This is a genomic window from Rothia sp. ND6WE1A (assembly GCF_001683935.1).
Taxonomy (GTDB): domain Bacteria; phylum Actinomycetota; class Actinomycetes; order Actinomycetales; family Micrococcaceae; genus Rothia; species Rothia amarae.
Genome location: NZ_LXTU01000031.1, coordinates 82,349 through 107,273, shown reverse-complemented (window position 1 = coordinate 107,273; position 24,925 = coordinate 82,349). Strand labels below are relative to the sequence as shown.

The window sequence follows — 24,925 nt, the reverse complement described above, 5'->3', positions numbered from 1 at the left end:
CCTCTCGGCGGAGCCGATCTTCCTCGGTCAACGGTGTCGAGCGGGCGCTGCCTTTCGGTCGTCCCTTCGGTTTCGGCTGCAACGCTTCATCGCCACCCGCACGCCAAGCCCTCACCCAATTAGCGACAAGTTGATCCGATGACAAACCAAACTCCCGAGCCAGTTCCATCTTGGACTGGCCGGCAATGAACCGATCGACGACTTCCTTCTTCACCTCGAAGGAAAAGTGCTGCTTAGTTGGTCTCTCCACAAGACATAGTCTGCCATGCAGCTTGAAACGACGCTCAAATCTCTTTACAGAATAGAGGCCAACTCCTAACCGATGAGCCGCTGCCGCATAGCCCAGCCCTTGCTCAAACAAATCAACGAGCTGCTCGCGCTGAGATTCACTCAAAGAACTTCGTGCTCTCAAAAAAATACTCCCCACTAGTTAGAAACTGATTTCTCAGTCCAACTAATGGGGAGCAGTTCATTTTCAGTAGGGGGCTTCTTTTTTGAAGTGTTCTAGAGCTTAGCGTCCGAAGAGCACTTTAGCTTCTTCCCAACGTTCCTGGGGTACGGTCTTCAGACCGTCTAGGGCTACCGAAAGATCAACACGCTTAATGTCGGTGCCCTGCAGAGCAACCATCTTGCCCCATTCCTTGTCGTGGACCATGTCGACAACGCCAAGACCCAGGCGAGTTGCAAGCACGCGGTCAAAACCGGTGGGTGCGCCACCGCGCTGAATGTGGCCAAGAATGGTGTTACGTGTTTCGATACCGGTGATACGTTCTAGCTCCTGGGTAACGTATTCGCCAATACCGCCGAGTCGGGGGCGGCCGTCTTTTTCGGTGCCCTTGTCGTGTATGACTTCTTCAAAGCCTTCAGGAATGAAGCCTTCTGCTACTACAACGAGGGGTGAGCGACCGCGTTCGTGAACTTCGGTGACCCATTCAGCAACCTGTTCCATCGAAACTTTTTGTTCGGGAATCAATACGGCGTGGGCACCTGCAGACATACCTGAGTGCAAGGCAATCCAACCTACGTGGCGGCCCATTACTTCTGCGACCATGGCACGGTGGTGTGATTCGCCGGTGGTGCGGAGGCGGTCCATCGCGTCGGTAGCAATCGATACGGCGGTATCAAAACCGAAAGTGTAGTCGGTTGCTTGAAGATCGTTATCGATGGTCTTGGGAACGCCGACGACGGGTAGCCCTGCATCTGCTAGACGCTTTGCGCCTGCCAGAGTACCCTCGCCACCAATTGCAATGATGGCGTCAATCTGGTTGCGCTCCATCATGATTTCAATGTTTTCAGGGCCACCGTGGGGTCCGTCGAAGGGGTTGGTGCGGGAGGTGCCCAGGATGGTTCCGCCTTGGCGAGCGAGACCGCGAACTTTGGTGCGGGGGAGATCCATATAGTCTCCTTCAACGACACCTCGCCAGCCGTCGCGGAAACCTACGAATTCATGCCCGTATGTTTTGACACCATTGAGTACAGCGCCTCGAATGACGGCGTTGAGTCCGGGGCAGTCTCCACCTGAGGTGAGTAGGCCGATCTTCATGGCGGTTATCTCCTAGCTTCCCCCATTGATGAGGGTTTGATGATTTTTTAGTCCCCATGTTGTGTTTGTGTGTTTTTCTCGGTTGAGTACTGGAGAAAAACGACGGATTTCAGGGGAAATCTTCTCACTTCCTATTGTAAACAAATTGGTGTTGTGTTGGAAGGTGTGGGAGCGGGTGGATTGAAGTATTAACTTAGATGTAAACAGACATAAACAGACCCGCACTATTTTGTGATAATGCGGGTCTGATGGCTGAGAGTGAGATTAGGCTGCGTTGCTCAAAAGCTTCTGAATGCGTGCAATACCTTCTGCCAGATCGTCGTCGCCCAGGGCGTAGGAAAGGCGGAGGTAGCCGGAGGGGCCAAACGCTTCACCGGGTACAACAGCGACTTCCGCTTTTTCCAAGATGAGTTCAGCAAGTTCTGCTGAGGTCCGTGGGGTGACTCCATCAATGGTCTTACCCAATAGTCCTTGAACATCGGGGTAGACGTAAAAGGCACCTTTGGGGGTGGGACATACGACTCCGTCAATCGCATTGAGTCCCTCTACAATTGCCTTGCGGCGACGGTCGAAAGCTTCATGCATCTTATCCACGGCATCAAGTGAGCCTGAAACCGCGGTGAGCGCTGCATGCTGGGCAATGTTGTTGACGTTGGAGGAAAGGTGCGACTGGAGATTGGTCGCTGCTTTGATGACGTCGGTGGGGCCGTACATCCAGCCCACCCGCCATCCGGTCATGGCGTAAGTCTTTGCCACGCCGTTGAGAACGATGGTGTTTTCTGCCAGCTCCGGTACAGCCTTCAGGATGGAAATGAAGGGCACGCTGTCGTAGGTGAGGTGTTCATAAATTTCATCGGAAATAACGAAGATGCCTTTGGACAGCGCCCATTCGCCGATTGCTTTGGTCTCTTCGGCGGTGTAAACAGCACCGGTGGGATTCGAGGGGGAAACGAAGATTAGTGCTTTAGTTGCCGGGGTATATGCTTCCTCCAGCATCTCGGGGGTTACCTTGTATTCCAGGTCGGAGCCCGCAAATACCTCGATGGGGTTAGCCCCTGCCAGGCGGATTGCCTCAGGGTAGGTCGTCCAGTAGGGAGCAGGAAGCAGGACGTCGTCGCCCTCGCCTAGAACTGTCGCGAACGCTTCATAAACCGCTTGCTTGCCGCCGTTTGTCACGATGATCTGAGAGGGATCGATGGTCACGCCTGAATCGCGCAGAGTCTTTTCTGCGATTGCTTTTTTGAGTTCGGGCAAGCCCGCAGCAGGGCTGTATCGAAAATTCTTGGGGTCTTTTAGAGCTTCAGCCGCAGAGTCGACAATGTAATCAGGAGTGGGAAAGTCAGGTTCGCCGGCACCAAAGCCGATGACCGGGCGTCCTTCAGCTTTGAGAGCTTTTGCTTTAGCATCGACTGCAAGTGTTGCCGACGGCGCAATAGCCGCGATACGGGGTGAAATGCGGGCGGAGACCATGAGATGAACTCACTTTCTACACACAGAGTTCTGTGTTGTACCTTGTTGGTTTCGTTGGTTCTATCGTATTCAACTTCCGCTCATATTCAGAAGCGATTGCACAGAATGTTTGTATGTTGAGCAGTAATTTTGTTCCCCGGAGTCGCGGGCATGACGAAACCCACTGCATAAAAATTGCCAAAGAGAAAAAAGTGTCCTAAAGTTGTCACTGTTGTTCGCAACCGAACAGCACTGGTTTACGCCTAAAAACGAAAACCAAATGAACTTTTTAGTTCATACCCGAACGAAAGTTCAAAGGGTGGTGGCTCAATTGGTAGAGCAGCGGTCTCCAAAACCGCAGGTTGCAGGTTCGAGTCCTGTCCGCCCTGCAAAAGCCTCCAGAAATATTCACGGTTAGCTTCTTTTCTCAGAGGCACCTGTTGGAAGTACTACGAAAGGGGCGGGCCGAAATGGCTAAATCTGCCGCATCCGGAACCGCCGCGTCGCGTCGTGTAGATAGCGAAGAAAAGCGCCGAGGGTTCTTCGGACGAATTTTCCAATTCCTGCGAGAAGTAATCGCTGAACTCAAAAAAGTTACTACCCCCTCTGGTCGTGAACTTTTCAATTATGTAGTTATCGTTCTTTTCTTTGTTTTATTCATGATGGTTTTGATTTTTGGTCTTGACTATTTATTTGGTCAGGGAGCTTTCTGGGTTTTTGGTAACGGAACAGTTCAATAAACCTTAAAGTAATCAAGACTTTTAAGACGCACTTAGGGCATACTTTGTGAGAGAAAACGCCCACACCATACGAAAGTAGGAATAACGTGTCCGAGCAGGAACTTGCACACGAAGTAGAAGAAGTTGAAGAGACTTCTGAGCAGGCAAACGCCGACGACGCACAGGTAGAGTCCGTATCTGACGTTGAAGAGGTAGAGGCATCGGATGAAGACGCTCCTGCGGACTCAGCTGAAGCTCCTGCGGACTCAACTGAAGGGGCAGAAGAGGCCGGAGACTCAGTGGAGACCGTTGAGGAATCTGAAGAAGCTTCTTCAGAACCGGCCGGTAATCCCTTGGAGGAATTCAAGTCGAAACTTCGCCGTCAAGAAGGCGAATGGTTCGTTATTCATACCTACGCAGGGTACGAGAATCGCGTAAAAACTAATCTTGAATCACGCTCTCAGACCATGAACATGGAAGACGATATTTTCGAAATCCAGGTTCCCATGGAAGAGGTTATGGAAATCAAGAACACCACCAAGAAATTGGTGCGTCGTGTTCGTATCCCCGGTTATGTGTTGGTTCGTATGAACTTGACCGATGAGTCGTGGGGCGTTGTGCGCCATACTCCCGGTGTGACTGGTTTCGTGGGTCAGGACGCTTACAACCCCGTGCCGCTTCGCTTGAACGAAGTGGTGGATATGCTCGCTCCTGTCTTTGAAGCAGAGCAGGTTGAAGCTGGCGAGGCAACTCCAGTTGCTCCTCAGATTGAAACCGGTTTTGAAATCGGTGAAGCAGTTACCGTCAAGGATGGCCCCTTCGAAGGTATGCCTGCTTCCATCGCCGAAATCAAACCAGAGTCTTCTTCACTCGTTGTTTTGATTTCAGTCTTCGAACGCGAAACTCCTGTTACTTTGCAGTTCAACCAGGTATCCAAGGTCTAAGTACCTGCTTTTGACTTGAGCTAGGAATGCCCTGCGCTTACGAGTGCAGGGCATTTTGCTTTCCAACGAGCGGGGTCTGTGAAGAAGCAGACAGTCCGGACGACGTCGTATCCATGGCTTAAACGCTGAAAAAACACTAAGATAGAACTTTGCATGTGCACACTCACGCTTTTGTGCGCCATGCACGGCAACCGCGCCACGGTTGCCACCTGCCGTCGTACGCTCCTGTGCGTCGGTCCATCAGCTCAGAAAAGGACCTTACATTGGCTCCAAAGAAGAAGGTTTCAGGCCTCATTAAGCTGCAGATTCAGGCTGGCGCCGCTAACCCGGCTCCTCCCGTTGGTCCCGCGCTCGGTCAGCACGGCGTCAACATCATGGAATTCTGCAAGGCTTACAATGCTGCAACTGAATCCATGCGCGGAAACATTGTTCCCGTTGAAATTACCGTTTATGAAGATCGTTCATTCACCTTTATTACTAAGACTCCTCCGGCATCTGGCCTTATCAAGAAGGCAGCTGGCGTAGCTAAGGGCTCTGGCGTTCCCCACACCAGCAAGGTTGGGTCAATTACCGAAGCTCAGGTTCGCGAAATCGCTGAAACCAAGATGCAGGACCTCAATGCAAACGACATCGACGCAGCAGCGAAGATCATTGCAGGTACCGCACGCTCCATGGGCATCGAAGTTAAGTAACTTCCTGCTTTACCCAAACATCAGTTTGGATGACCGAACGTAAATAGCCCGAAAGGGCATGTGGCAGAGTCGAGCGCGATTCATAGTGACCACAACTGCATAAGGAGATAAGCAGATGGCAAAGCGCAGCAAAGCGTACAAGGCAGCTGTAGCCAAAATCGAAGAGGACAAGTTCTACACCCCCGCAGAAGCTATTGAGCTTGCGAAAGAAACCTCTTCCACCAATACCGATGCAACCGTTGAGGTTGCAATGCGTCTTTCCGTTGACCCCCGTAAGGCAGACCAGATGGTACGCGGTACCGTCAATCTTCCTCACGGAACCGGTAAGACCGCTCGCGTTGTTGTTATCGCCGCTGGCGACAAGGCAGCAGCTGCTGAAGCAGCTGGCGCAGACTTCGTTGGTTCAGATGACCTGATTGCAAAGATCGCAGGCGGCTGGACTGACTTTGATGCAGCAGTTGCTACCCCTGACATGATGGGTAAAGTTGGCCGTTTGGGTAAGATTCTCGGTCCCCGTAACCTCATGCCTAACCCCAAGACTGGCACCGTCACCATGGACGTGGCTAAGGCTGTTGGCGACATCAAGGGCGGCAAGATTGACTTCCGCGTTGATCGTAACTCCAACCTTCACTTCATCATCGGCAAGGCTTCCTTCTCAGCTGAGAAGCTCACCGAAAACTTTGAAGCAGCACTTGAAGAAATCAACCGTCTGAAGCCTTCATCGGCTAAGGGTCGTTACATTTCCAAGGTAACCGTTGCAACTACCTTCGGCCCCGGCGTTCCCGTCGATCCTGCTGAAGTTGCAATCTAAGTTTTAGCTCATCCTGGGTTTTAGCTTTAGAGGTCATCCGCTTGTTGCGGATGGCCTCTTTTTTGTCGTTGTACAGCAAAGTGATATGGGAAAATGAGGATATGAGTTCTAGAGAGTCCCGCGGTTTGAGCCTGCGTGCAGTGTCTAAATCTTTCGGTAGAGGGTTCAAAACGGTGCCTGTGTTGCGAGAGCTAGACCTTGAGATTTGCTCTGGAGAACTAGTGACGGTGATGGGTGCTTCGGGTGGCGGCAAGACCACTTTGATTCGGATCATCGCTGGGTTGGAGCAGCCAGATTCCGGCGAGATTACGCTGGACGGACATACGATACAGCCGGGGGACGTTGGCTATATATTTCAGAAACCGGTACTGTATCCGTATCTGACAGTCAAAGAAAATATTCTTTTTGGTGTCACCTTGAGTCGATTTACCGGAGAAATCGATGTAGATCACTACCGTTCGTTGCTTTCAATCCTAGGGTTAGAAGGTCTCGAAGGACGCCGTCCAAACGAACTTTCAGGAGGGCAGCAACAGCGGGTTGGGATAGCTCGGGCGCTTATCCGTAAGCCGCCCTTAGTTCTTTTTGATGAACCGCTTGCCAGCGTGGATGAATTCTTAAGCGCAACAATTAGAGACCAAATAGATCAACTTCATGCTCGCTTAGGCTTTACGGGTTTATTTATTACTCATCATTTGAATGAAGCTTTCCAGGTAGGGCAACGAGTTGCCATTATGGTTGATGGAGCTATCGCACAAATTGACTCTCCGCCGAGACTCCTAGAAAATCCCAAGAGTCTTGCAGTCGCACGCCTGGTGGGGGAGCCCGCATTGAACGTGTGGTCTCTCGGGGTGGATGGGGACGCTCATCAGCGCGTAGTCGCTTTCCGATCGGCTTCCGTCCATTATGGGGCCCGCCCACATGCAAACTCTGCCCAGGCTAGGATTTCTAAATTAAGACCGTCTGCCCACGGTTGGTTACTGGATGGAACATTAGAAGATGAAGTGAACTGGCTGTCATCCTCAGGGGAGAGAGCGCAGGTGCAGGCAGGGGAACGGGTACTGCTCTTTTCCCCTCAGGCTCAACGGCAAGAGAGCTTCGTTTTTTCAGTCTTGCCACAACATTGCTGGATATTTTCTCAGTAGTGGGAAGCACCTCGTAACCTTCTTAAGTGATTAAGACTTCTTAAAGAGCTGTAGCACTTGCTATCTTGCTTACTACCGTGATTGAATTAAGTAACCAAAGACCGCTGGTCTATCTATCTGTGTGCTTTCACGGAGAAGATAAGAGTTCAAGCATGAACCGCCCGCGTAGGTGAATGAAGATACATTTGATTTCCGTGTGGAATCGCTATGTCAGCCTCGTCGCCTATGCGCCGAGGTTATTTTTTTGCTTGCGACTTGACCAGTGAACAAGAATCGGAAGGAATACCATGGCGACACAGGAAAAGATCGCTGCTGTTTCCGAGCTGAAAGAACTTTTCTCCAGCTCAAACGCAGTCATCCTCACTGAGTATCGTGGTCTCACTGTAGCGAAGCTCAAAGAGCTTCGCCGCGCACTTGGTGCAGAGACCGAATATGCCGTGGTGAAGAACACCCTAGCTGGTATTGCAGCTAAGGAAGCTGGTATCGATGCATTCGAGAACCAGCTGGCAGGCCCCAGCGCAATCGCATTCATCAACGGTGAAATGATTGACGCTGCGAAGGCACTGCGTGACTTCGCCAAGGAAAACCCCCAGCTCGTTATCAAGAGCGGCTTCTACGAAGGCGCAGCACTTGATGAAGCTGAAATCAACAAGTTTGCAAGCCTCGAATCACGCGAGGTTCTGCTTTCCAAGGTTGCAGGTGGCGCAAAGGGTGCAATCGCCAAGATTGCTCGCACCGTCGACGCTCTGCGTATCAAGCTCGAAGAATCAGAAGGCGCTCCTGCGGAAGCTACCGCAGAAGAGGCAACTTCAGAAGAAGCTGCAGAGTAATTACTCTCCTCTGATTTTCAGTTAGCTCGCAGCAGCGGGCAAAACCCCACAGATTTCACATGTAGGATCAGCCCTACACCTGATAAAGAAGGAGCCAAACAAATGGCTAAGCTTTCCATCGAAGAACTCATTGAAGCATTCAAGGAACTTTCACTCGTTGAGGTTTCCGAATTCGTTAAGGCATTCGAAGAAGAATTCGACGTAACCGCAGCAGCTCCTGTTGCAGTTGCAGGCGCAGCAGGCGGCGAAGCAGCAGCTGAAGAGCAGTCAGAATTCGACGTTATCCTCGAATCCGCTGGCGATAAGAAGATTGCAGTTATTAAGGAAGTTCGCGCACTTACCTCACTCGGGCTCAAGGAAGCAAAGGACCTGGTTGATTCAGCTCCTAAGGCTGTCCTCGAAGGTGCTTCCAAAGAAGACGCTGAGAAGGCTAAGGAACAGCTCGAGGGCGCTGGCGCAACCATTACCCTCAAGTAAATTCGATTCTTATCGAAGTCTTTGTACCACAGGGCGGTACCGTGCAAACGGTGCCGCCCTGCGGCTTTTAAGTGAAACAAGAACCAGTTCTAATCAGCGCAAAATAATAGAACGTTCATTTTAGATAGCAGAACGTCTGTGCAGCGACGTCAAAAATAGAAACTAACTCAGGGGTGAGGGCGGTGTCATGATATATTCAAACAAATTGATTCTCACCTGGATGTTCTCATTCCGGTGAGAATGACAGGGACTATAAGCCCCTGCGAAACTGCTAAGGAGAGTCACCATGAGCCTAAAATCAATGGCAAATCGCTTGTTTTCTAAAGACAAAAATCCAGCATCAGATAACTCGCAGCAGACAACCACTGCAGAGGGAGGAGCTGTCTCGAAGACTACTTTGGCGGCTCACCTTACAGGTACTGCAGTTTCTCTGGCAGAAGTATCTGATCAGACCTTTGCCAGTGGCGCATTAGGTCCTGGCGCAGCGATTGAACCTGCCCAGGGCAAGCTCGTCGCTCCTGCAAATGGAAAAATCACCGTAGCTTTCCCCACCGGACATGCCGTAGGTATGCGTACTGAAGAAGGCTTGGAAATTCTCATGCACATCGGTTTCGATACCGTTGAGCTTGATGGAAAGTTCTTCAATCCTGTGGTAACAAAGGGGCAGGAAGTCAAGCGCGGCGACGTCCTCGTAGAATTTGATATCGAAGGTATTAAAGCGGCAGGTTATCCGCTCACTACTCCGCTTGTTATTACCAATGCAAAGACTGCTGTAGAGAACACGACACTTGCGGATTCGGTACGCTCAGACGAAGAGATTTCAGCCGGTGATGTCTTTTTAGAGGTAGAGGTAAAAGGCACTGCTAACTAGGTTTTTATCGTCGTCAGCCCGAGATTTAACGACAATCTCGGGCTGACCTGTTTAATAAACGTCAGAAGCCGCTACAAGTAACCGGAATATTTCATTTTCTTGGGTTAAAAATTGCTTTAAATCCCTCTAATAGTGAAAGAATAAGTAGCAATTTGCACCCTAGAGAAATGCGCAAGAATGTTTACTCCACCCAGTACGTTTGAAGTACGTGAAGCACAAGATTCAGAGATAGAAGGAGCTATAGAAGCTCTCTCTGACGCATTTCAAACAGATCCTGTGATGAGCATGGCGGTCGGGGGGGTTAACAAGCTTAGTACCGTGCGCCGACTCTTTCGCTTTCAAATCGAAACCACTTACAAGCCTCGCGGGAAAATAGATGTGGCTGTAGACGAAGAAGGAACAGTTCTAGGTGCTGCTCTTTGGCTTAATCCCGAGGGGCAAAAAGGTAATTTTCTAGGTGATGTGAAAGCACTTCCACGCTATTTTAGAATTTTGGGGCTAGCTCTTCCCCGGGGTGTAATCACCGAGTTGAAATTATTACGTGCACGCCCACAGTTTAAGCACTGGTACCTTTACACCATCGGGGTACATTCTGATGCTCGCTCACGGGGAGTAGGTGGAGCGCTCTTGGATTTTCGCCGTCAGCAGTTGGGGGAATCCCCTGCATATCTGGAAGCGTCTACCTTTCGTAGTGCCGCCCTCTATCGCCGTCATGGTTTCTTCGAACTGGGCACATTTAAAGGCGGAAAGCCTGCGGTGGGTATGTGGCATCCAGCCCCCAGTAGTAGCATTGACGCCGCTGTGGAGAATAAATGAGTGGTGAACCCCTGAAATAAACTCGAGGCTTCACCGGTATGCGTGAGGCTACCATGTAGTCAGCAGTAGGGGCGCCTTTAAAATATTTTGAATCGTTAATCTCAGTAGTCTACTGTGAATATGACAAACGTTTGACATAAGAGACGATAGAAACATGGTCAATCACCAGATGAACCCCCGCGCCCAAGAAATTCTTGATGGTGCAGACGCCTCCTACCGTATGTATCACACCGCAGTCATCGCGGACCCAGATTACCCAGCGCTACATCTAGCGCCCCCGGTTGGTCGACTCAATGATCCCAATGGGCTGGTCTATAAAGATGGGGTATACCACGCCTTCTACCAGTACGCACCTGAGCATCCCGGGCGAGACATCTTCTGGCGGCATGCTCAGTCAACCGATTTAGTTCACTGGGACAATCACAGAAACGCCATTGCACCCATTTATTGGTACGACCGTAACGGATGCTACTCGGGCTCCTGTTTCTTAGCAGAAGACGGCACCTTCGAACTGTTCTACACCGGCAACGTCAAAAATCCTGACGGCACCCGAGAAACCTATCAGAACCTTGTGCTTTCCCAGGATGACTGCAAGACCTTTGAGCGAAGCGCTGATAATCCGCTGATTTCTGGCACCCCCGCCGGGTACACCCCTCATTTTCGCGATCCGTATGTTTTTGAACGCGCGGGAATGTTCTACGCAATGATTGGCACGCAACGTGAAGATCTGACCGGCGCCGTCGTCCTCTATTCTTCGCCCAACCGGAGGAACTGGAAATTTGAAGGAGAGATAGACTTCTCGGATCCTGCTATTAACGCCTACGGATATATGCTCGAATGCCCGCAGATTATTGAGTTGCAGGACCAAATAACGGGACAAAAGAAGGATGTCATGCTCTTTTGCCCCCAAGGAATGAGCGCTGACGGCGAACGATTCAATAATAAATATCAAGCCGGGTACATTGTGGGCCACCTCAACGGGCTTTATTTTGAGGTAGAAACTCCCTTTACCGAATTTGATGCAGGTTTTGAGTTTTATGCTCCACAGGTATTTCACGGTAGCAATGACGGTAACCGGGCATTAATTGCCGCATGGTTTGGTATTTCTGACCAAGATGAGATGCCATCCTGGGATCATCGGTGGTTGCACCTGCTGACTTTTCCCCGCTGGATTTCCCTACGGGAAGGTAAATTATTCCAGCAGCCGGCGGAGGGATTGAACCAAGCGATGCCGCTGGAGATGCAGAGTCTGGACCACCATGGAACCATCGAAGCGGTAGAAGATTCCAGGGTCTTCCGGGTGTCTGGAGAGCTTGACGTAGAAACCGGCCCAGTCACCATAGCCATAGGAGATCAGCGGGGCGTCGCTTTCAGCATAGAAATTTCTGCGCATGCTGTGAAGGTAGACCGAACCGGCACCAAATACACCGTGTGGGGGCCTCAGAGGACGCGTACAGCAACCGTTCCTTCCTCCACTAAAACCTTTGATTTATTGGTGGATGCTTCGGCACTAGAGCTCTTTATTGATGAGGGTGAAACCACCGTCAGCGGACGCTCCTTCTTCCACGGCACCCGACGCACAGTGCAGGTTCTGAACGCGGCAGGGGAACCAGCGGTTGAGCAAGTAATTCATCTCAGCGCTGTGAAACTCGCCGAAGAACATTAATACCTGCCGTTGCGGCGTCCACCCTTTCTGAACTTTCGAATTGAGGATTATTTCTCTATGGGTTACATACCTTCCCAGTACACCCCCGAAGAACTATTAGTAGAAGCCCAAAAGTCGTTTGATGGTTTTTCCAGATTGGCACATTCGGATCCCGATTATCCCGCGTTGCACCTTGCCCCTCCCGTCGGGCGTCTCAATGATCCCAATGGGCTGGTATATAAGGACGGCGTGTACCATGCGTTCTATCAGTATTCGCCCGTGCATCCGGTGCGCGCTGTCTTCTGGCGTCATGCGACCAGCTCAGACTTGACCCACTGGAACGATGACAAAACCGCCATAGCTCCGGTGGAATGGTATGACAAATCGGGGTGCTACTCCGGTTCTGGCGTGGTCACTCCCGACGGCACGATGGAATTCTTCTACACGGGCAATGTCAAAGACACCCAGGGAAATCGTGAAAGCTACCAGTGCCTTTTTACCTCCACAGACGACGGCGAAACCTTTGAGCGATATTCTGATAATCCTTTGATTAGCGGACCAGTTGAAGGTTACACCGCTCACTTTAGAGACCCGCACGTGTTTTGGCGCGATGGCAAATGGTGGGCCGTGATTGGTGCCCAGCGCGAAGACCTAACCGGTGCCGTCGTCTACTACACCTCTTCTGACCGGCGAAGCTGGAAGTTCGGGGCGGAAATCTCTTTCTCAGATTCTTCTTTGACGGGGTTGGGATACATGTTTGAATGCCCCATCCTTTTCTCTTTACCCGACCAAGTCACCGGGGAGACTCTGGATGTGTTAATGTTCTGCCCGCAGGGGGTGGACGCAGACGGCGAGCATTTTAATAATATTTTTCAGTGCGGCTATGTGGTGGGGCGGCTGAAAAACAACCATTTCGAGGTTCTCACCCCCTTTACCGAAATCGATTCGGGCTTCGAATTTTATGCGCCGCAGATTATTAGTAATACAGGCGATGAAGAGCGAGCAGTGCTGATGGCATGGCTAGGTAACGCAGATGAAGACGACCAACCCTCATGGGCTTACCACTGGATTCACATGCTCACTTATCCCCGGTATTTGACTTTGTCAGGCGGCAAAATCATGCAGGCTCCTGTGGAGCAGCTCGAAGACTCCATGCCTTTTGAACCACTCCATTTGAACTCCAATGGTCGAATAGGGGAACTTGAAGGTGCCCGTACTTTCCGCCTGCAGGGCACTGTCGATGTCGCCCAGCAACCCGTGATGCTCAGCTTCAACGATGAACAAGGGCGGGCATTGCAGATTACTTTTGATCGAGATTTGTTGATTATGGATCGCGATGGATCTCGGTACACAGTTGGTGGGGCGTTGCGGCGTCGTTCTATTCCTGCGCAAGGTACCCATACCTTCGATATTCTCTTCGATGGATCGGCTATCGAGGCGTTTTTCGACGATGGTGCCGAATCATTTACAGGGAGGATTTATCTGACGGGCGAACTGGAAGGCGTGATATTCCACGATGTGCTGGGGGAGCCGGCGTCGGATGTGGTGAGCGACGTAAAAGTAGCCCGTTTATCCCGATGAGATAGGGAGAAAAATCCTTCGGTTGACCAAGAGCGATGGACGTAACGCAGGTTACAAAAACATGAAATTATGGTAATGTGTCAAACGATTAGCATAAGGGTGCACATACAGTATGTAGCTCTCTTTTGATGGGGCATAGCGCGCATCAAAAAGTAACTCAGTCAGGAGAAAACATGGATCATAAATCCGTGGCTGAAGACGTTCTGAAAAGTGTTGGCGGCGTCAACAACATTCAAGCAGGTGCGCACTGTGCCACCCGTCTGCGTCTCGTCCTCAAAGATCAAAATGCCGTCGATCAAGCCGCGCTTGATTCCAACGAAAATCTCAAGGGCACGTTCGAAAACGCCGGCCAGTTCCAAATTATCGTAGGACCTGGCGACGTCAACGAAGTTTATAAGCACATGTCCGCCGCAGGCATGCCTGAGGCAAGCAAGGACGAGCTGAAGTCGGTAGCGGCAGGAAAGGGCAACTTAGGAACGCGTTTTCTAAAAACGGTCTCTGATATTTTCCTTCCCATCATTCCTGTGCTGGTTGGCGCAGGTATTTTGATGGCGCTCAACAACGTATTGACCGCTCCGAAGCTATTTGACCCCGAACTTTCTTTCGTGGACTTGCATCCTGAGTGGGCTGGTTTCTCTGAAATTGTCAATATGCTTTCGGCGGCTGCATTTGCATTTCTTCCGATTCTTGTGGGATTCTCGGCCACTAAAGTTTTTGGTGGTAATCCATACCTCGGTTTGACGATGGGCGCTGCCATGGTTTCACCTGCTTTGGTGAATGGCTATGAGGTAGCGGTATCTCTTCAAGATGGCACCATGCCCCACTGGGATCTTTTTGGTCTACAAGTAGCTCAATCGGGTTATCAAGGTACTGTTTTGCCGATTCTGTTGGTGGCATTCATCCTTTCTCACATCGAGAAGTTTCTCCATCGGATCCTCAAAGGCGTCATCGACTTTATCTTTACCCCTACTCTCACACTTTTGATTACTGGGTTCTTGACGTTTATCGCGGTCGGTCCTGTGATGTTCAAAGCGGGAACTCTACTTGGCGATGGCATTAACTGGCTCTATACAACCGCTGGACCAGTGGGCGGCTTTATCTTTGGTTTGTTTTATTCACCCATCGTTATTACTGGTTTGCATCAGTCGTTCCCGCCCATTGAGTTGCAGCTTTTCACTCAGGGTGGTTCCTTTATTTTCGCGATTGCTTCGATGGCGAACGTGGCGCAGGGTGGTGCTGCCCTGGGCGTTTTCCTTACCACGCGTGATGAGAAGTTGAAGGCTCTAGCTGGAGCGACGGCGCCGTCCGCTTTCCTCGGAATCACTGAACCAGCTATCTTTGGTGTCAATCTTCGCCTTCGTTGGCCGTTCTATATCGCTATGGGTGCTTCTGCTATCGCAGCCACGATTATCGCCATCACCGGCGTCAAAGCGTCTGCCCCTGGCGCTGCAGGATTCCTAGGATTCGTCTCTATTGATCCGTCTGTTGGTGGGGGATGGGGCGCATTCTTCATTGCAATCTTTACATCGGCAATTCTTGCAACAGTTGCTTCATATCTCTGGGGTCGCCGCGTCGCCGCTCGCCAGGAGAAGATTGATGCAGCGATTGAAGAATCGAAAGCGGAAGCAGTTGCAGCGATTCCTACCCTGGCAGGAACCCCCGGTTATGAGCTCACCGCTCATATGAACGGCAGCGTGGTCGCTCTGGCAGAAGTTTCTGACCCTACCTTTGCCTCGGGCGCGCTGGGCCCCGGCGCAGCTATCGAACCTTCTACCGGGCAACTGGTTGCGCCGGCAGACGGCAAAATTACCGTAGCGTTCCCCACCGGGCACGCCGTAGGTATGCGAGCTGACAACGGTCTAGAGCTCCTCATGCACATCGGTTTTGACACCGTTGAACTCGACGGCAAGCACTTTACTCCTCAGGTCACTAACGGTCAGCAGGTTAAGCGAGGCGACGTTCTGGTCGAGTTCGACTCAGCAGCCATAGCTGACGCCGGTTACCCGCTGACTACGCCGCTCGTCATTACCAATGCCAAAAAGACGGTTGAAGAAACCGGATTTGCACAGGGAGTTCATGACGGGGCTGTACTTCGCAGTGGAGAAGCCTTCGTGAACGTAGAAGCAAAAAATCTAGAATCAACAGCAGGTTCAAAAGCTGTATAGCTCTCTTGTCCTCAATCGCTGATGGGCAGAAATCAAATGAGCATTATGAACATAGCGCTCCGGGAGAATATCTCCCGGAGCGCTATATTTTGTTGAGTTCAGGTATTACTCTGCGTTTGACTGAGCTTTGACGGTCTGCCCCAGATACAGCTCAACCGGTAAATTATGGTCGGCAGGAGAATCTTCTGAAGGGTCTGAATCTGTTCTTTTGGAGCCGGCGCCATCTATCGCCGCAAGTAACAGTTGTACAGTTCGCTCTGCCATCAGCTCAAAAGGCTGGACGACGGTCGCCAACTGCGGAAGTAACGATCGCACCGCGGGGGTACCGTCAAACCCGATGACCGAAAAGTCCTCGGGCACCTTCTTGCCTCGGACGTACGCCCATTGGAGAGCCATCGCCGCATATCCGTCGTTGGACGCAAAAACTGCTTCCACGGTGGGTTCCGAATCGAGAAAATTATTAATCGTTTGTCGATGCTCGCCATCGCTCGATCTGAAACCCAGCTCCACTATTTCCGGCTCTAAACCAGCGGCGCTCATAGCCTTGGAATATCCCTGCTGGCGCAGATTTTGTTCGGAGACGGTAGAAGTAAAATGCACGATGCGACGAACACCCGTAGCAATAAGAGACTCTGTAGCCTGGAGCGCACCTGTGAAATTGTCACAGCGGATATTTGGGTATCCACCGCCATTAATGCGGTCGATAGTGACCAGCGGAGCTTCAAGATGGGGAGCCAACGCCAAAACATCCGAATGCGCGCCAGTGACCAACCCGTCTACCTGATTGCCCATGAGCATATCCAGATAACGAGCCTCTAATTCTGGGTGATCTTCGCTGTTACACAGAATGACCTTGTACCCGGCGTCCGCTAACTTCGACTCAATCCGATACGCTAACTCACCATAAAAAGGGTTTGAAACAGTCGGAAAAACTAAACCAATCAGATGCGTTTTCTGCTCTTGAAGGGAGCGAGCAATGGCATTGGGTCGATAGTTAATCTCCCGCATAGCTTCATAGACTTTCTCGCGAGTTTCTTGCGAGAGGTAACCCCGGCTATTGAGTACGCGAGAGACCGTAGTGGGGGAGACGCCAGCGACCCGGGCAACATCAGCAAGTTTTGGTTTAGCCACGGTTTCTCCTGACAGCTGGAAAGATATACTCCCTGATTATAGAGAGAACTGCGCTCTCCACCTAGCGCAGGACCATCTAACGAGGACTAGACGGTTAGCGGCAGCGCCTGAACTTTTTCACCGGCAACGGCACCCTCAGGAGGGATAACCACCAACGCCTGAGCTTGGGCAAAAGCCGAAAGCATATGCGAATCAACGCCTCGGCGGAAGGGGAGCGCTTTCTCACCGGTTACACGGGCAGGTATCAACCGCGCGTCAGCTTTCTTAAAAGGAGGAATATCTTCGGTCAACTCCACAGAGAGAAGCTCCGATAGATTCTGACCTGCTACGCCTGCAAGATAGGCAGGCAGATAGCTATAGAGCGCGGTGTGAGCTGCCAGCGGGTTGCCTGGCAAACCGAGGACGATTCGCCCGTCAGGCAATTCTGCAGCTAGGCAGGGATGCCCGGGACGAACCGCAACTGCCTCAAAAATATAATGGGCATCAAGCTCGCTCAGCAATTGGCGGACAAGATCAACTTCTGAGGTAGAAGAACCACCGGTGAGAACCAACAAATCTGATGCCACACAGTTATCTGACTTGAACCAGCGGTGGAGTTCATCCATATCATCGTGTAGCCGAGCGGTGCCCTGCACCTTCGCGCCCATGGAGCTCAAAATCGCTGGAAATTGGGCAGAATAAGCATCGCGGACTTCACCGGGGCCTGGAATCCCCTCGGTAATGACTTCGTTGCCGGTGTATGCAAGAGAGACGGTGGGCTGAGTAATCACCGGGACCGTATCAAACCCGCACACCGCCAGAAAAGCTATATGTCGCGCACCCAAGTGGGTCCCACGAGACACTGCAAGACTCCCCTCAGCGAGCTCTTCACCCCGGTTGCGCATATCAGACCCCGGTTGCGGTTCACCGTAATCCGAAACCACTAGCGTTGAACCATCCTGCTCTTCCAAATGAACCCACTCCAGCCGGATTACTGTAGTTGTCCCTGGGGGTATCAACCCGCCGGTAAGGATCGTGGCAGCTTCGCCGTCCTGTAAATCTACCGTCCGACGATGGCGATTCTCATGGGCGGACGGCTCCTCGGCATCCTTCAGTATCCAAGGCCCAGAACCGCACACTGCATAACCGTCCATAGCGGAAGAATTGTAATGAGGCAGGGGGACTAAAGTGTACACATCCTCTGCAAGGATTCGTCCGATGGCGTCAGCAAGACCGACCCGTTCATGAATTTGAGCGGCGCGAGTGCCACGCTGGTGCATGAGGGAAACGGCATCTTCCCAGCGGGTATGGTGCATATTCTGTTCCTTTTGATGGTGCAATATAGTTTGGTGCCCTTGTACGGCAACATTCGTAAATTTCACAAGTTTTTGTTTAGTTCCACTGCGGGGAGTCAAACCCGGTGGCGTGGGCGCTTTCCCAAGTATCGACGTCGTCGGTTACTCCGCCGTCCAAGGGTACCGCCTGAAGGTTAAGCTGACGCAAAAAGCGTCGTACCGATTGGTGAGCGGTATCAGTGTCGAAGACCCTCCGGAGATTCTCCGTGCGGTAAATACCTACCAGCGGCTGCGCGATTTCTCCCGAGACGCCGAAGAACCCTTCGATATCTGCCGGAGCCTGAAGAGTTGCTTCTAATAAAGTATCGATAGCTTCTGCTATTCGGGGCATATCTACTGCGATGATGCAGGTCCACTCGCAGGATGGCGATAGCGCTCGTACCCCCGCTGTGATTGCAGCAGCAGGCCCGGAAAAGGGTGGGTCTTCTCGGGTGAGTTTAACATCGGCGGGTACGGGTAAATCGCTTGGACCTACCACCACACGTTGCCGCGCGGTTGCAACTGCCTCTAGCGAAGATACTAAAAGCGTTTTCGAACCGTTGGAGAGCGATGCCTTAGGAGTTCCTCCCAAGCGTGAAGAACGACCACCAGCGACCACAATCGCCGCATACTCGGGATAAGAATTGTTCATGGAGCTTAACCGCCGGCAAAGGGAGGTAGAACATCTAGGCGGACGCCGTCGGGCACCTTCGCATCCTGATCAGCGCGAGCGCCGTTCACCAGAAAAGAGCACTGTTCCAGTACCTGAGCCAGGCTCATGCCCGAAGGGGTACGCCCTGAATGGTTGCGACCGAGATAAGCGACAATTTCGCCCACCGTGGGTTGATCAGAAGAGATTTCTGCGGGATTAATAGATTGGTTGCTTTGCCCGGCTGCCGCGCGCGCCGCGGCAAAAAAATGAACGGTAATCATGCGTTAGCCTCCGATGGCGCTCATAGAACGGCTGGGTTGTACAAATTCTTGTGTTTCGAAGCCCGCGTTATTGGCGCCGTGAGCGGCAGGTTTCTCCCACATTGCCTCTCGCCAGCGCATTGCCACTTCCTGGTCAGTGGCATCGGAACGCAAAATTCCCATGAGGTCTGTTTCTGTTTGTGAGAAAAGGCAGGAGCGGACTTTACCGTCTGCGGTCAGCCGGGTACGAGTGCAGGTGGAGCAGAAGGGTTCGGTTACTGAAGCGATGATCCCTACTTTGCCCAGTGCCTTCGCGGGGTCAAATTCTTGGGTACCTAAGGGGTAGACATCCCACAGCGCAGCAGGGGCAGAGCCGCGGGGTCCAGGCTCTTGATGCAGCACAAATTTATCAGAGAGCTTTTCGCGTATCTCGGCAGCGGTGATGGTGCCTTCGCGCGTCCAGCGGTTGTCAGCGTCGATGGGCATTTGCTCAATGAAGCGTAGCTGATACCCCTTGGTGACTGCCCATTCCAACAGCTCCGCAGCTTCGTTGTCATTAATACCGGGCATCAGTACCGCATTGATTTTGACGGGGTTGAGTCCGATGGATGCCGCGTAGTCCACGCCTTTGAGGACGTCGGAGAGCCGGTCACGGCGGGTCAATTCGGCAAAAGTTTCGGGGCAAATGGAATCTAAGGAAACGTTGATGCGTTTCAGCCCTGCGGCTTTGAGCTTATCCGCGTGTTTTTCTAACCCCATGCCGTTGGTGGTTATCGACAGAGGAATTTCGGGGTGATCGTGGTGGATTTCCCGGAGAATATCGGGAAGTTCTTTGCGTAACAAAGGCTCACCGCCGGTAAAGCGAATCTCTTCCACGCCTAGTTCTTCAATTCCAATGCGAGCCAGGCGCACGATTTCCTCGGCGGTTAATAGCCGGTTGTTGGGCAACCAATTGAGACCCTCGGCGGGCATGCAGTATTGGCAGCGCAAGTTGCATTTATCGGTGAGAGAAATGCGCAGGTCAGTGGCGTTGCGCCCCCACTGATCAACGAGGGGGCCAGACTTTTTGAGCTCAGAGGGCATGGTCGACTCGTGCTGGGACACAATTGGTAAGGTTGTGCCGGCAATAAGGGTGCCAGATCCAGAAGTCGCAGGCTTTTCGCTAGCACCGGCGGAATTCGCATCGGGGCTAAACTTCAATGCCATTGGTTACCTCTCTTCACAAATTTGGTATCAAAACGGTTATATTTACATTAGTCGGAAAAACCTTCGATAACCATATTCTCGTTTTGAGCTGAATAGGCGGTTACCCCGTGGGAGCACACTCTCATATCAAAAAAACTTTACTCAGCGCAGGTGTTATTTCTACCGTTGCCTTAGCTGGATGCGGGGCTAACACGGATACTGCCAGCTCAAGTTCTTCTCCTTCTCAGGAACGCGGAACCGTAGAAGTATTCGCCGCTTCTTCCCTCAACTCTGCCGGTGCTGAACTCGAGAAAGCGTATGAGAAAGAGCATCCTGGAGTGGACGTCTCTTTCAACTTTGCAGGGTCTTCGAAGTTGGTACAGCAGATGCAACAGGGCGCCACCCCTGATGTTCTCATTACCGCAGATCAACAAACGATGGACGGCGCTCGTACCTCGGTAGAAGACCTCAAAGAATCTGAACCTAAGGTTATTGCAACGAACCGCCTGGTCCTGGCTACCTCGGCAGGCAACCCCGGCAAGATTTCTGCTGTCAAAGACCTCGCTTCAGAGTCTGTGACCACCGCAATTTGTGCCGCTGAGGTGCCCTGCGGCAACCTCGCTCATCAGGAGCTAGACAACCAACATGTAGAACTGGGCAATGCTACGGAAGAGAAGAACGTATCTGACGTTTCTACCAAAGTAGCCAGTGGCGCGGTAGACGCTGGATTTATTTACTCTACCGACGCTGCTTACCTGAAAAAAGACCAGGACATCACGGTGATTAATCTTCCTGGTTTAGAGGACAATGTCTATCCCATGGCTCTTACCAACCTGGGGAAACAGAACTCAGTAGCTTCTGACTTTGCCACCTGGCTGAGCGGGGAGGAAGCTCAAAAGATTATGAGCCAGTATGACTTTGGTTCTGCAAAGTAGCCTCAGCAAAAGTAGAATAGAACTTCTAGACTTCTGAAGATACTACGCAACCCACGGAGACCGATGAAAAAGCACACTGCCTTTCGTTCGGCCCCGTGGGTTTTTGCTCTTCCTGCCTCCATTGGCGTCTTTGTAATTCTTGGTCCTTTAGCTGGTCTGGCATTCCATATCCCCTGGAAAGATACTGCGCAACTACTGTCTCACCCCGATGCACTTGCAGCTACTCGACTCTCTGTACTCACGGCACTGATCTCTACGGCGGTTTGCGGTGTGCTCGGTCTGCCCCTTTCGCTAATTTTTACCCAGGTGCTGGATCGTACGCGGTGGAAAAAACTAAGTATGGTTCTCTACGCTTTTCTCTATACGCCGGTCATACTCTCACCAGTTGTCTCTGGTTTGGCGCTGACCTTTTTCTGGGGCCGCCGGGGGCTGATAGGGCAGTGGCTCAACGAGGTTGGGGTTTCAATTCCTTTCACTCCGTTCGCCGTCGTGCTGACTCAGATATTTGTGGGTTTGCCCTTTTTCGTTGCGACGGCGGTTACCACTTTGCGTACCATTCCACGGGAATTTGAAGAACTGGCGTATGTAGAAGGCGCTACTCCGTGGGAGATTACCCGCAAAGTGCTACTACCCCTGTCCTATCCCGGTCTTGCCACTGCATTTCTGTTGGCATTTGCCCGAGCTCTGGGGGAGTACGGTGCGACCGTCACCTTCGCAGGAAATATCGCTGAAAAGACCCGTACTATTCCCCTCAACATCGAGCTGATGCTCAGCTCAAACTTTATGCCCGAGGCGCTGGGATCTTCACTGATGCTCATTAGCCTGTATCTCATCATTCTCGGACTAGCTCTTTTACTCATTGCCCTACAACGTTTACGAGGTGCGCGTTGACCACAACCTTCTCGAAAGAACATTCACTCACGCCAAAGAACTACCAAACATTGGTGCGCGAGCGCTTTCAGCAGCTCCCTGACCCCGAACCTGAACGCGTTGCCCTGGCACAAGCAAACGGGCGGGTTTTAACCGAAGATATTCTTGCTCCCGAGAACGTCCCGGCATTTCCTAATTCCCAGATGGACGGTTATGCCCTCACCGCCCATGCTGCCGTGAGTACCTCACGCATCTTCACCGTGGGGGCAGATATTGCAGCGGGAGCAAGCCTCAAAAACTTTGTGCCCGAAGACGGCATCGCCTACCCGATTATGACCGGCGCAGAAGTGCCCGCTGGGTTGAGCGCCGTCGTCCCCGAAGAAAAATGTGAACCGCAAGGGGAAAAGGACGGAAGCTTCGCAGCTTTTCAGAGCGAGGTCTATATACCGACGACACAACCGGGGCAGTTTGTGCGTCAGCCGGGAGAGGACATCAAAGCCGGGGAGATTCTCGCTCGCGCCGGGGAGAAAATTTCTGCTGTACTTGTGGGCGCTCTAGCTGCTCAAGGTATCAAGGAAGTCACGGTTCAGGGCGCACGGCGTGTGCTAGTGGTAACCGGCGGCGATGAAGTAGCGGCTAACGATACCCCCGCACCTTCCCACATCCGCGACGCCAATGGGCCCATGCTCATACAGCTTCTTGCAGAAGACTCTGCTATCAGCAAGCATCTGCATATCCAAGATGATCCTCAGAAGCTCATTCATCATCTGGACCAAGCTATCCATGAATTCTCCCCGCATCTGATCATCTCCTCCGGCGGCATTAGCCACGGAAAATTCGAAGTCATCAAGAACGCGATTCACCTGCTCATGGAGAATCCCACCGAACTTACTGTCCAAAAATTATGGTTCGGCCACGTCAGCCAGCAACCGGGCGGCCCTCAAGGAATCATGGAACTAGCGCATCGAGGTAGCTCAGAGAACATCCTCTGGCTGGCATTTCCCGGCAACCCCGTCAGCACCCTCATCTCCTACCGCATGTTCCTCAGACCCCACCTCAATATCTCCTGGTACTATACCGGCACTCATCTGGGCAAACTACAAACCGCGGAACCCCTCGAAGGTTTAGCCGGCAAAACCCAATACCGCCGCGCCACCATCACCCGCGCGTCATCAGAATCCAACGCCACCGCAGAATGGCTGATTGAACCAGACCCACAAACCGGATCGCATCTTCTGCACCGCGCCGCCCAAGCAAATGCGCTAGTAGAGATAGAACCGAACAAGCACTACACCAACGGTGATATTCTGCGGTGGTACCCCCTTTCAACAATCGAAACGATGTAGGAGCAAACTTTGGCAGAATCAGACCACCTCACCCACGTGAGAGAAGACGGTTCAGCGCACATGGTTGATGTCACCGAAAAATCAGTGACCACCCGGATCGCGCTCGCCGAAGCTACGGTGCTCACCCGCCCCGACGTCGTCGAACAAATCTTTGATGCAGACCTTCCCAAAGGCGATGCTTTGCCCGTAGCCCGGGTAGCCGGAATCCTCGGTGCCAAACACACCCCAGATATCATTCCCCTGTGCCATCCCCTCCCGCTGGGTAAAATCACCGTTGATTTTGAGCGACTAGAAAATGGGGTGCGCATCGAAGCCTCCGTTAAGACGCGCGGAGTGACCGGGGTTGAGATGGAAGCACTCACTGCAGTGTCCACAGCCGCACTCACCGTGTTCGACATGATTAAAGCAGTAGATAAATTCGCCGTGATTACCGATATTCGTGTGCTCGAAAAGTCTGGTGGAAAATCAGGGGACTGGTCTGTTCAGAACAAACCCCAGTCATAGAACTTGACCCGGCAAAACACCATCGACCCCTGAGAGGGGAGCTTTCAATGAAAGACGAATCGTACGACATGCCAGAAAATCGCAGCGGACTAGTCATTGTCTGCTCCACCCGCGCGTCCAAAGGAATCTACGAAGATAAATCAGGACCAATCGCGGTGGACTGGTTGCGCTCGCAAGGTTTTGAAACACCCGATGCGACCGTGATTGCAGATAGCCAAATCGTTGAACACTTTGCTGACTTGGTGGAACAGGGAAATCTGCCGACCCTCCTTCTGCTCTCAGGCGGAACGGGATTGAACACCGATGATCAAACGGTAGAAGCTGTCCGGCCGCACCTGGACAAAGAAATCCCGGGAATTATGCATGCCTTCTGGCAAAAGGGTATGGAAAGCACACCCGCCGCTGTACTGAGCAGGGGGGTTGCCGGCGTCATTGGCCGAACCTTTGTGATGACTCTGCCGGGCTCCCGTGGGGGAGTGAAAGACGGCTGCGCGGTCTTGGACCCCATCATTGAACACATCTGCCGACAGCTTAAGGATTACCATGACCACTAACCTTCACTCCACCGATGCGCTGGAACCTTCTGAATCGCTGGTTCTGCACACCGATATCACCGAATCGCCCTTGGAACCCCTCCTCGCCTCTGCGAAAATGCACGTAATGACTGACCAAATGGGTGCGCTGGTCATTTTCGACGGCATAGTGCGCAATCACGACCACGGCGCAGCTGTTGCCGGGCTTTCCTACTCTGCCCACCCCCAAGCTCGCGAATTCATAGCACGCACAGTGCAAAGCGTCGCTGAGGAAATCGATGGCGTTCGGCTCTGGGCGGTACACCGCGTGGGGCCTATAAAGATTGGCGAATCTGCACTGACCGTCTTAGCAGCGGCGGCTCATCGCGGGCAAGCTTTTGCCGCGTGCCAGAACGCAGCAGATCGGATCAAAGCAGAAGTACCCATCTGGAAAGAACAAGAACTGGTGGACGGCTCCGTCGAATGGGTCGGTATCGACACCAACACGGCGTCTTCAACCCAAAACTAGGCA

The 24,925-nt window shown here is 52.2% G+C and carries 25 protein-coding genes, 1 tRNA gene and 1 pseudogene; 19 read left to right on the top strand and 8 right to left on the bottom strand.

Going from position 1 to position 24,925, the window contains the following annotated elements:
- From A7E48_RS03830 to A7E48_RS03820, 3 genes and pseudogenes are all read right to left on the bottom strand, one after another.
- Window positions 1-366: pseudogene (locus A7E48_RS03830) on the bottom strand (helix-turn-helix domain-containing protein); the annotation flags it as partial.
- Window positions 367-511: 145 nt separating this feature from the next.
- The gene (locus tag A7E48_RS03825) at window positions 512-1,543 is read right to left on the bottom strand and encodes a 6-phosphofructokinase (RefSeq protein ID WP_068169700.1); all 1,032 of its coding nucleotides are present in this window, start codon (window positions 1,541-1,543) and stop codon (window positions 512-514) included.
- A gap of 264 nt (window positions 1,544-1,807) precedes the next feature.
- The gene (locus A7E48_RS03820) at window positions 1,808-3,013 is read right to left on the bottom strand and encodes a pyridoxal phosphate-dependent aminotransferase (RefSeq protein ID WP_068169698.1); all 1,206 of its coding nucleotides are present in this window, start codon (window positions 3,011-3,013) and stop codon (window positions 1,808-1,810) included.
- Between the two features lie 295 nt (window positions 3,014-3,308).
- Between A7E48_RS03820 and A7E48_RS03815 the strand changes: the two genes are divergently transcribed.
- From A7E48_RS03815 to A7E48_RS03755, 13 genes are all read left to right on the top strand, one after another.
- Window positions 3,309-3,381: transfer RNA gene (locus A7E48_RS03815), tRNA-Trp, on the top strand.
- Between the two features lie 81 nt (window positions 3,382-3,462).
- Window positions 3,463-3,732: a preprotein translocase subunit SecE gene (gene secE, locus A7E48_RS03810; RefSeq protein WP_068169695.1), complete on the top strand. Its 270-nt coding sequence runs from the start codon at window positions 3,463-3,465 to the stop codon at window positions 3,730-3,732.
- A gap of 86 nt (window positions 3,733-3,818) precedes the next feature.
- Window positions 3,819-4,655: a transcription termination/antitermination protein NusG gene (gene nusG / locus A7E48_RS03805; RefSeq protein WP_068169694.1), complete on the top strand. Its 837-nt coding sequence runs from the start codon at window positions 3,819-3,821 to the stop codon at window positions 4,653-4,655.
- Window positions 4,656-4,918: 263 nt separating this feature from the next.
- A complete protein-coding gene (rplK, locus tag A7E48_RS03800) occupies window positions 4,919-5,347 on the top strand; it encodes a 50S ribosomal protein L11 (RefSeq protein ID WP_068169692.1) in 429 nt (142 codons plus the stop codon).
- Between the two features lie 115 nt (window positions 5,348-5,462).
- Entirely contained in the window at window positions 5,463-6,158 is a 696-nt protein-coding gene (gene rplA / locus A7E48_RS03795; protein WP_068169688.1) for a 50S ribosomal protein L1, read from the top strand.
- A 101-nt stretch (window positions 6,159-6,259) separates the two neighbouring features.
- Window positions 6,260-7,300: an ABC transporter ATP-binding protein gene (locus tag A7E48_RS03790; RefSeq protein ID WP_068169685.1), complete on the top strand. Its 1,041-nt coding sequence runs from the start codon at window positions 6,260-6,262 to the stop codon at window positions 7,298-7,300.
- A 287-nt stretch (window positions 7,301-7,587) separates the two neighbouring features.
- Window positions 7,588-8,130 (top strand): 50S ribosomal protein L10, encoded by a 543-nt coding sequence (rplJ, locus tag A7E48_RS03785; protein ID WP_068169681.1) that lies wholly within the window; start codon window positions 7,588-7,590, stop codon window positions 8,128-8,130.
- 102 nt (window positions 8,131-8,232) lie between these two features.
- Window positions 8,233-8,607 carry a 50S ribosomal protein L7/L12 gene (gene rplL, locus A7E48_RS03780; protein WP_068169678.1) on the top strand — a complete coding sequence of 125 codons (375 nt, stop codon included), beginning with the start codon at window positions 8,233-8,235 and terminating at the stop codon, window positions 8,605-8,607.
- 286 nt (window positions 8,608-8,893) lie between these two features.
- Window positions 8,894-9,478, top strand: a complete 585-nt coding sequence (locus tag A7E48_RS03775; protein ID WP_083147168.1) for a PTS glucose transporter subunit IIA — start codon at window positions 8,894-8,896, stop codon at window positions 9,476-9,478.
- A gap of 177 nt (window positions 9,479-9,655) precedes the next feature.
- Window positions 9,656-10,294, top strand: a complete 639-nt coding sequence (locus tag A7E48_RS03770; RefSeq protein ID WP_068169672.1) for an N-acetyltransferase — start codon at window positions 9,656-9,658, stop codon at window positions 10,292-10,294.
- 154 nt (window positions 10,295-10,448) lie between these two features.
- Window positions 10,449-11,960, top strand: coding sequence for a glycoside hydrolase family 32 protein (locus A7E48_RS03765; protein ID WP_083147167.1), 1,512 nt, complete (start codon window positions 10,449-10,451; stop codon window positions 11,958-11,960).
- Between the two features lie 57 nt (window positions 11,961-12,017).
- Window positions 12,018-13,520: a sucrose-6-phosphate hydrolase gene (locus A7E48_RS03760; RefSeq protein ID WP_068169667.1), complete on the top strand. Its 1,503-nt coding sequence runs from the start codon at window positions 12,018-12,020 to the stop codon at window positions 13,518-13,520.
- A 173-nt stretch (window positions 13,521-13,693) separates the two neighbouring features.
- On the top strand, window positions 13,694-15,685 hold the full coding sequence (locus A7E48_RS03755) for a sucrose-specific PTS transporter subunit IIBC (protein ID WP_068169665.1): 1,992 nt from the start codon (window positions 13,694-13,696) through the stop codon (window positions 15,683-15,685).
- Window positions 15,686-15,790: 105 nt separating this feature from the next.
- Here the strand turns inward: A7E48_RS03755 and A7E48_RS03750 are convergent, their stop codons facing one another.
- From A7E48_RS03750 to moaA, 5 genes are all read right to left on the bottom strand, one after another.
- A complete protein-coding gene (locus A7E48_RS03750; RefSeq protein ID WP_068169663.1) occupies window positions 15,791-16,816 on the bottom strand; it encodes a LacI family DNA-binding transcriptional regulator in 1,026 nt (341 codons plus the stop codon).
- 86 nt (window positions 16,817-16,902) lie between these two features.
- On the bottom strand, window positions 16,903-18,111 hold the full coding sequence (locus A7E48_RS03745) for a molybdopterin molybdotransferase MoeA (RefSeq protein ID WP_068169659.1): 1,209 nt from the start codon (window positions 18,109-18,111) through the stop codon (window positions 16,903-16,905).
- 76 nt (window positions 18,112-18,187) lie between these two features.
- Entirely contained in the window at window positions 18,188-18,781 is a 594-nt protein-coding gene (locus A7E48_RS03740; RefSeq protein ID WP_068169654.1) for a molybdenum cofactor guanylyltransferase, read from the bottom strand.
- Window positions 18,782-18,786: 5 nt separating this feature from the next.
- Window positions 18,787-19,062: a MoaD/ThiS family protein gene (locus A7E48_RS03735; protein WP_233125966.1), complete on the bottom strand. Its 276-nt coding sequence runs from the start codon at window positions 19,060-19,062 to the stop codon at window positions 18,787-18,789.
- A 3-nt stretch (window positions 19,063-19,065) separates the two neighbouring features.
- On the bottom strand, window positions 19,066-20,124 hold the full coding sequence (gene moaA, locus A7E48_RS03730; RefSeq protein ID WP_068169727.1) for a GTP 3',8-cyclase MoaA: 1,059 nt from the start codon (window positions 20,122-20,124) through the stop codon (window positions 19,066-19,068).
- A gap of 230 nt (window positions 20,125-20,354) precedes the next feature.
- On the opposite strand from moaA, the gene modA reads away from it, so the two are divergent.
- The 6 genes from modA (at window position 20,355) to A7E48_RS03700 (ending at window position 24,922) form a co-directional block, all read left to right on the top strand.
- Complete coding sequence (gene modA / locus A7E48_RS03725) at window positions 20,355-21,161, top strand: molybdate ABC transporter substrate-binding protein (protein ID WP_233125964.1); 807 nt, start codon at window positions 20,355-20,357, stop codon at window positions 21,159-21,161.
- Between the two features lie 63 nt (window positions 21,162-21,224).
- A complete protein-coding gene (locus A7E48_RS03720; protein WP_068169651.1) occupies window positions 21,225-22,052 on the top strand; it encodes an ABC transporter permease in 828 nt (275 codons plus the stop codon).
- Window positions 22,049-23,377, top strand: coding sequence for a molybdopterin molybdotransferase MoeA (locus A7E48_RS03715; RefSeq protein ID WP_068169647.1), 1,329 nt, complete (start codon window positions 22,049-22,051; stop codon window positions 23,375-23,377). Before A7E48_RS03720 ends, A7E48_RS03715 begins: the two co-directional genes overlap by 4 nt.
- 9 nt (window positions 23,378-23,386) lie before the next feature.
- The gene (moaC, locus tag A7E48_RS03710; protein WP_068169644.1) at window positions 23,387-23,881 is read left to right on the top strand and encodes a cyclic pyranopterin monophosphate synthase MoaC; all 495 of its coding nucleotides are present in this window, start codon (window positions 23,387-23,389) and stop codon (window positions 23,879-23,881) included.
- A gap of 47 nt (window positions 23,882-23,928) precedes the next feature.
- Window positions 23,929-24,435, top strand: a complete 507-nt coding sequence (locus tag A7E48_RS03705; protein WP_068169641.1) for a MogA/MoaB family molybdenum cofactor biosynthesis protein — start codon at window positions 23,929-23,931, stop codon at window positions 24,433-24,435.
- Window positions 24,425-24,922 carry a molybdenum cofactor biosynthesis protein MoaE gene (locus A7E48_RS03700; RefSeq protein WP_068169638.1) on the top strand — a complete coding sequence of 166 codons (498 nt, stop codon included), beginning with the start codon at window positions 24,425-24,427 and terminating at the stop codon, window positions 24,920-24,922. The genes A7E48_RS03705 and A7E48_RS03700 overlap by 11 nt, the downstream gene beginning before the upstream one ends.
- The last annotated feature ends 3 nt before the right edge of the window (window positions 24,923-24,925 follow it).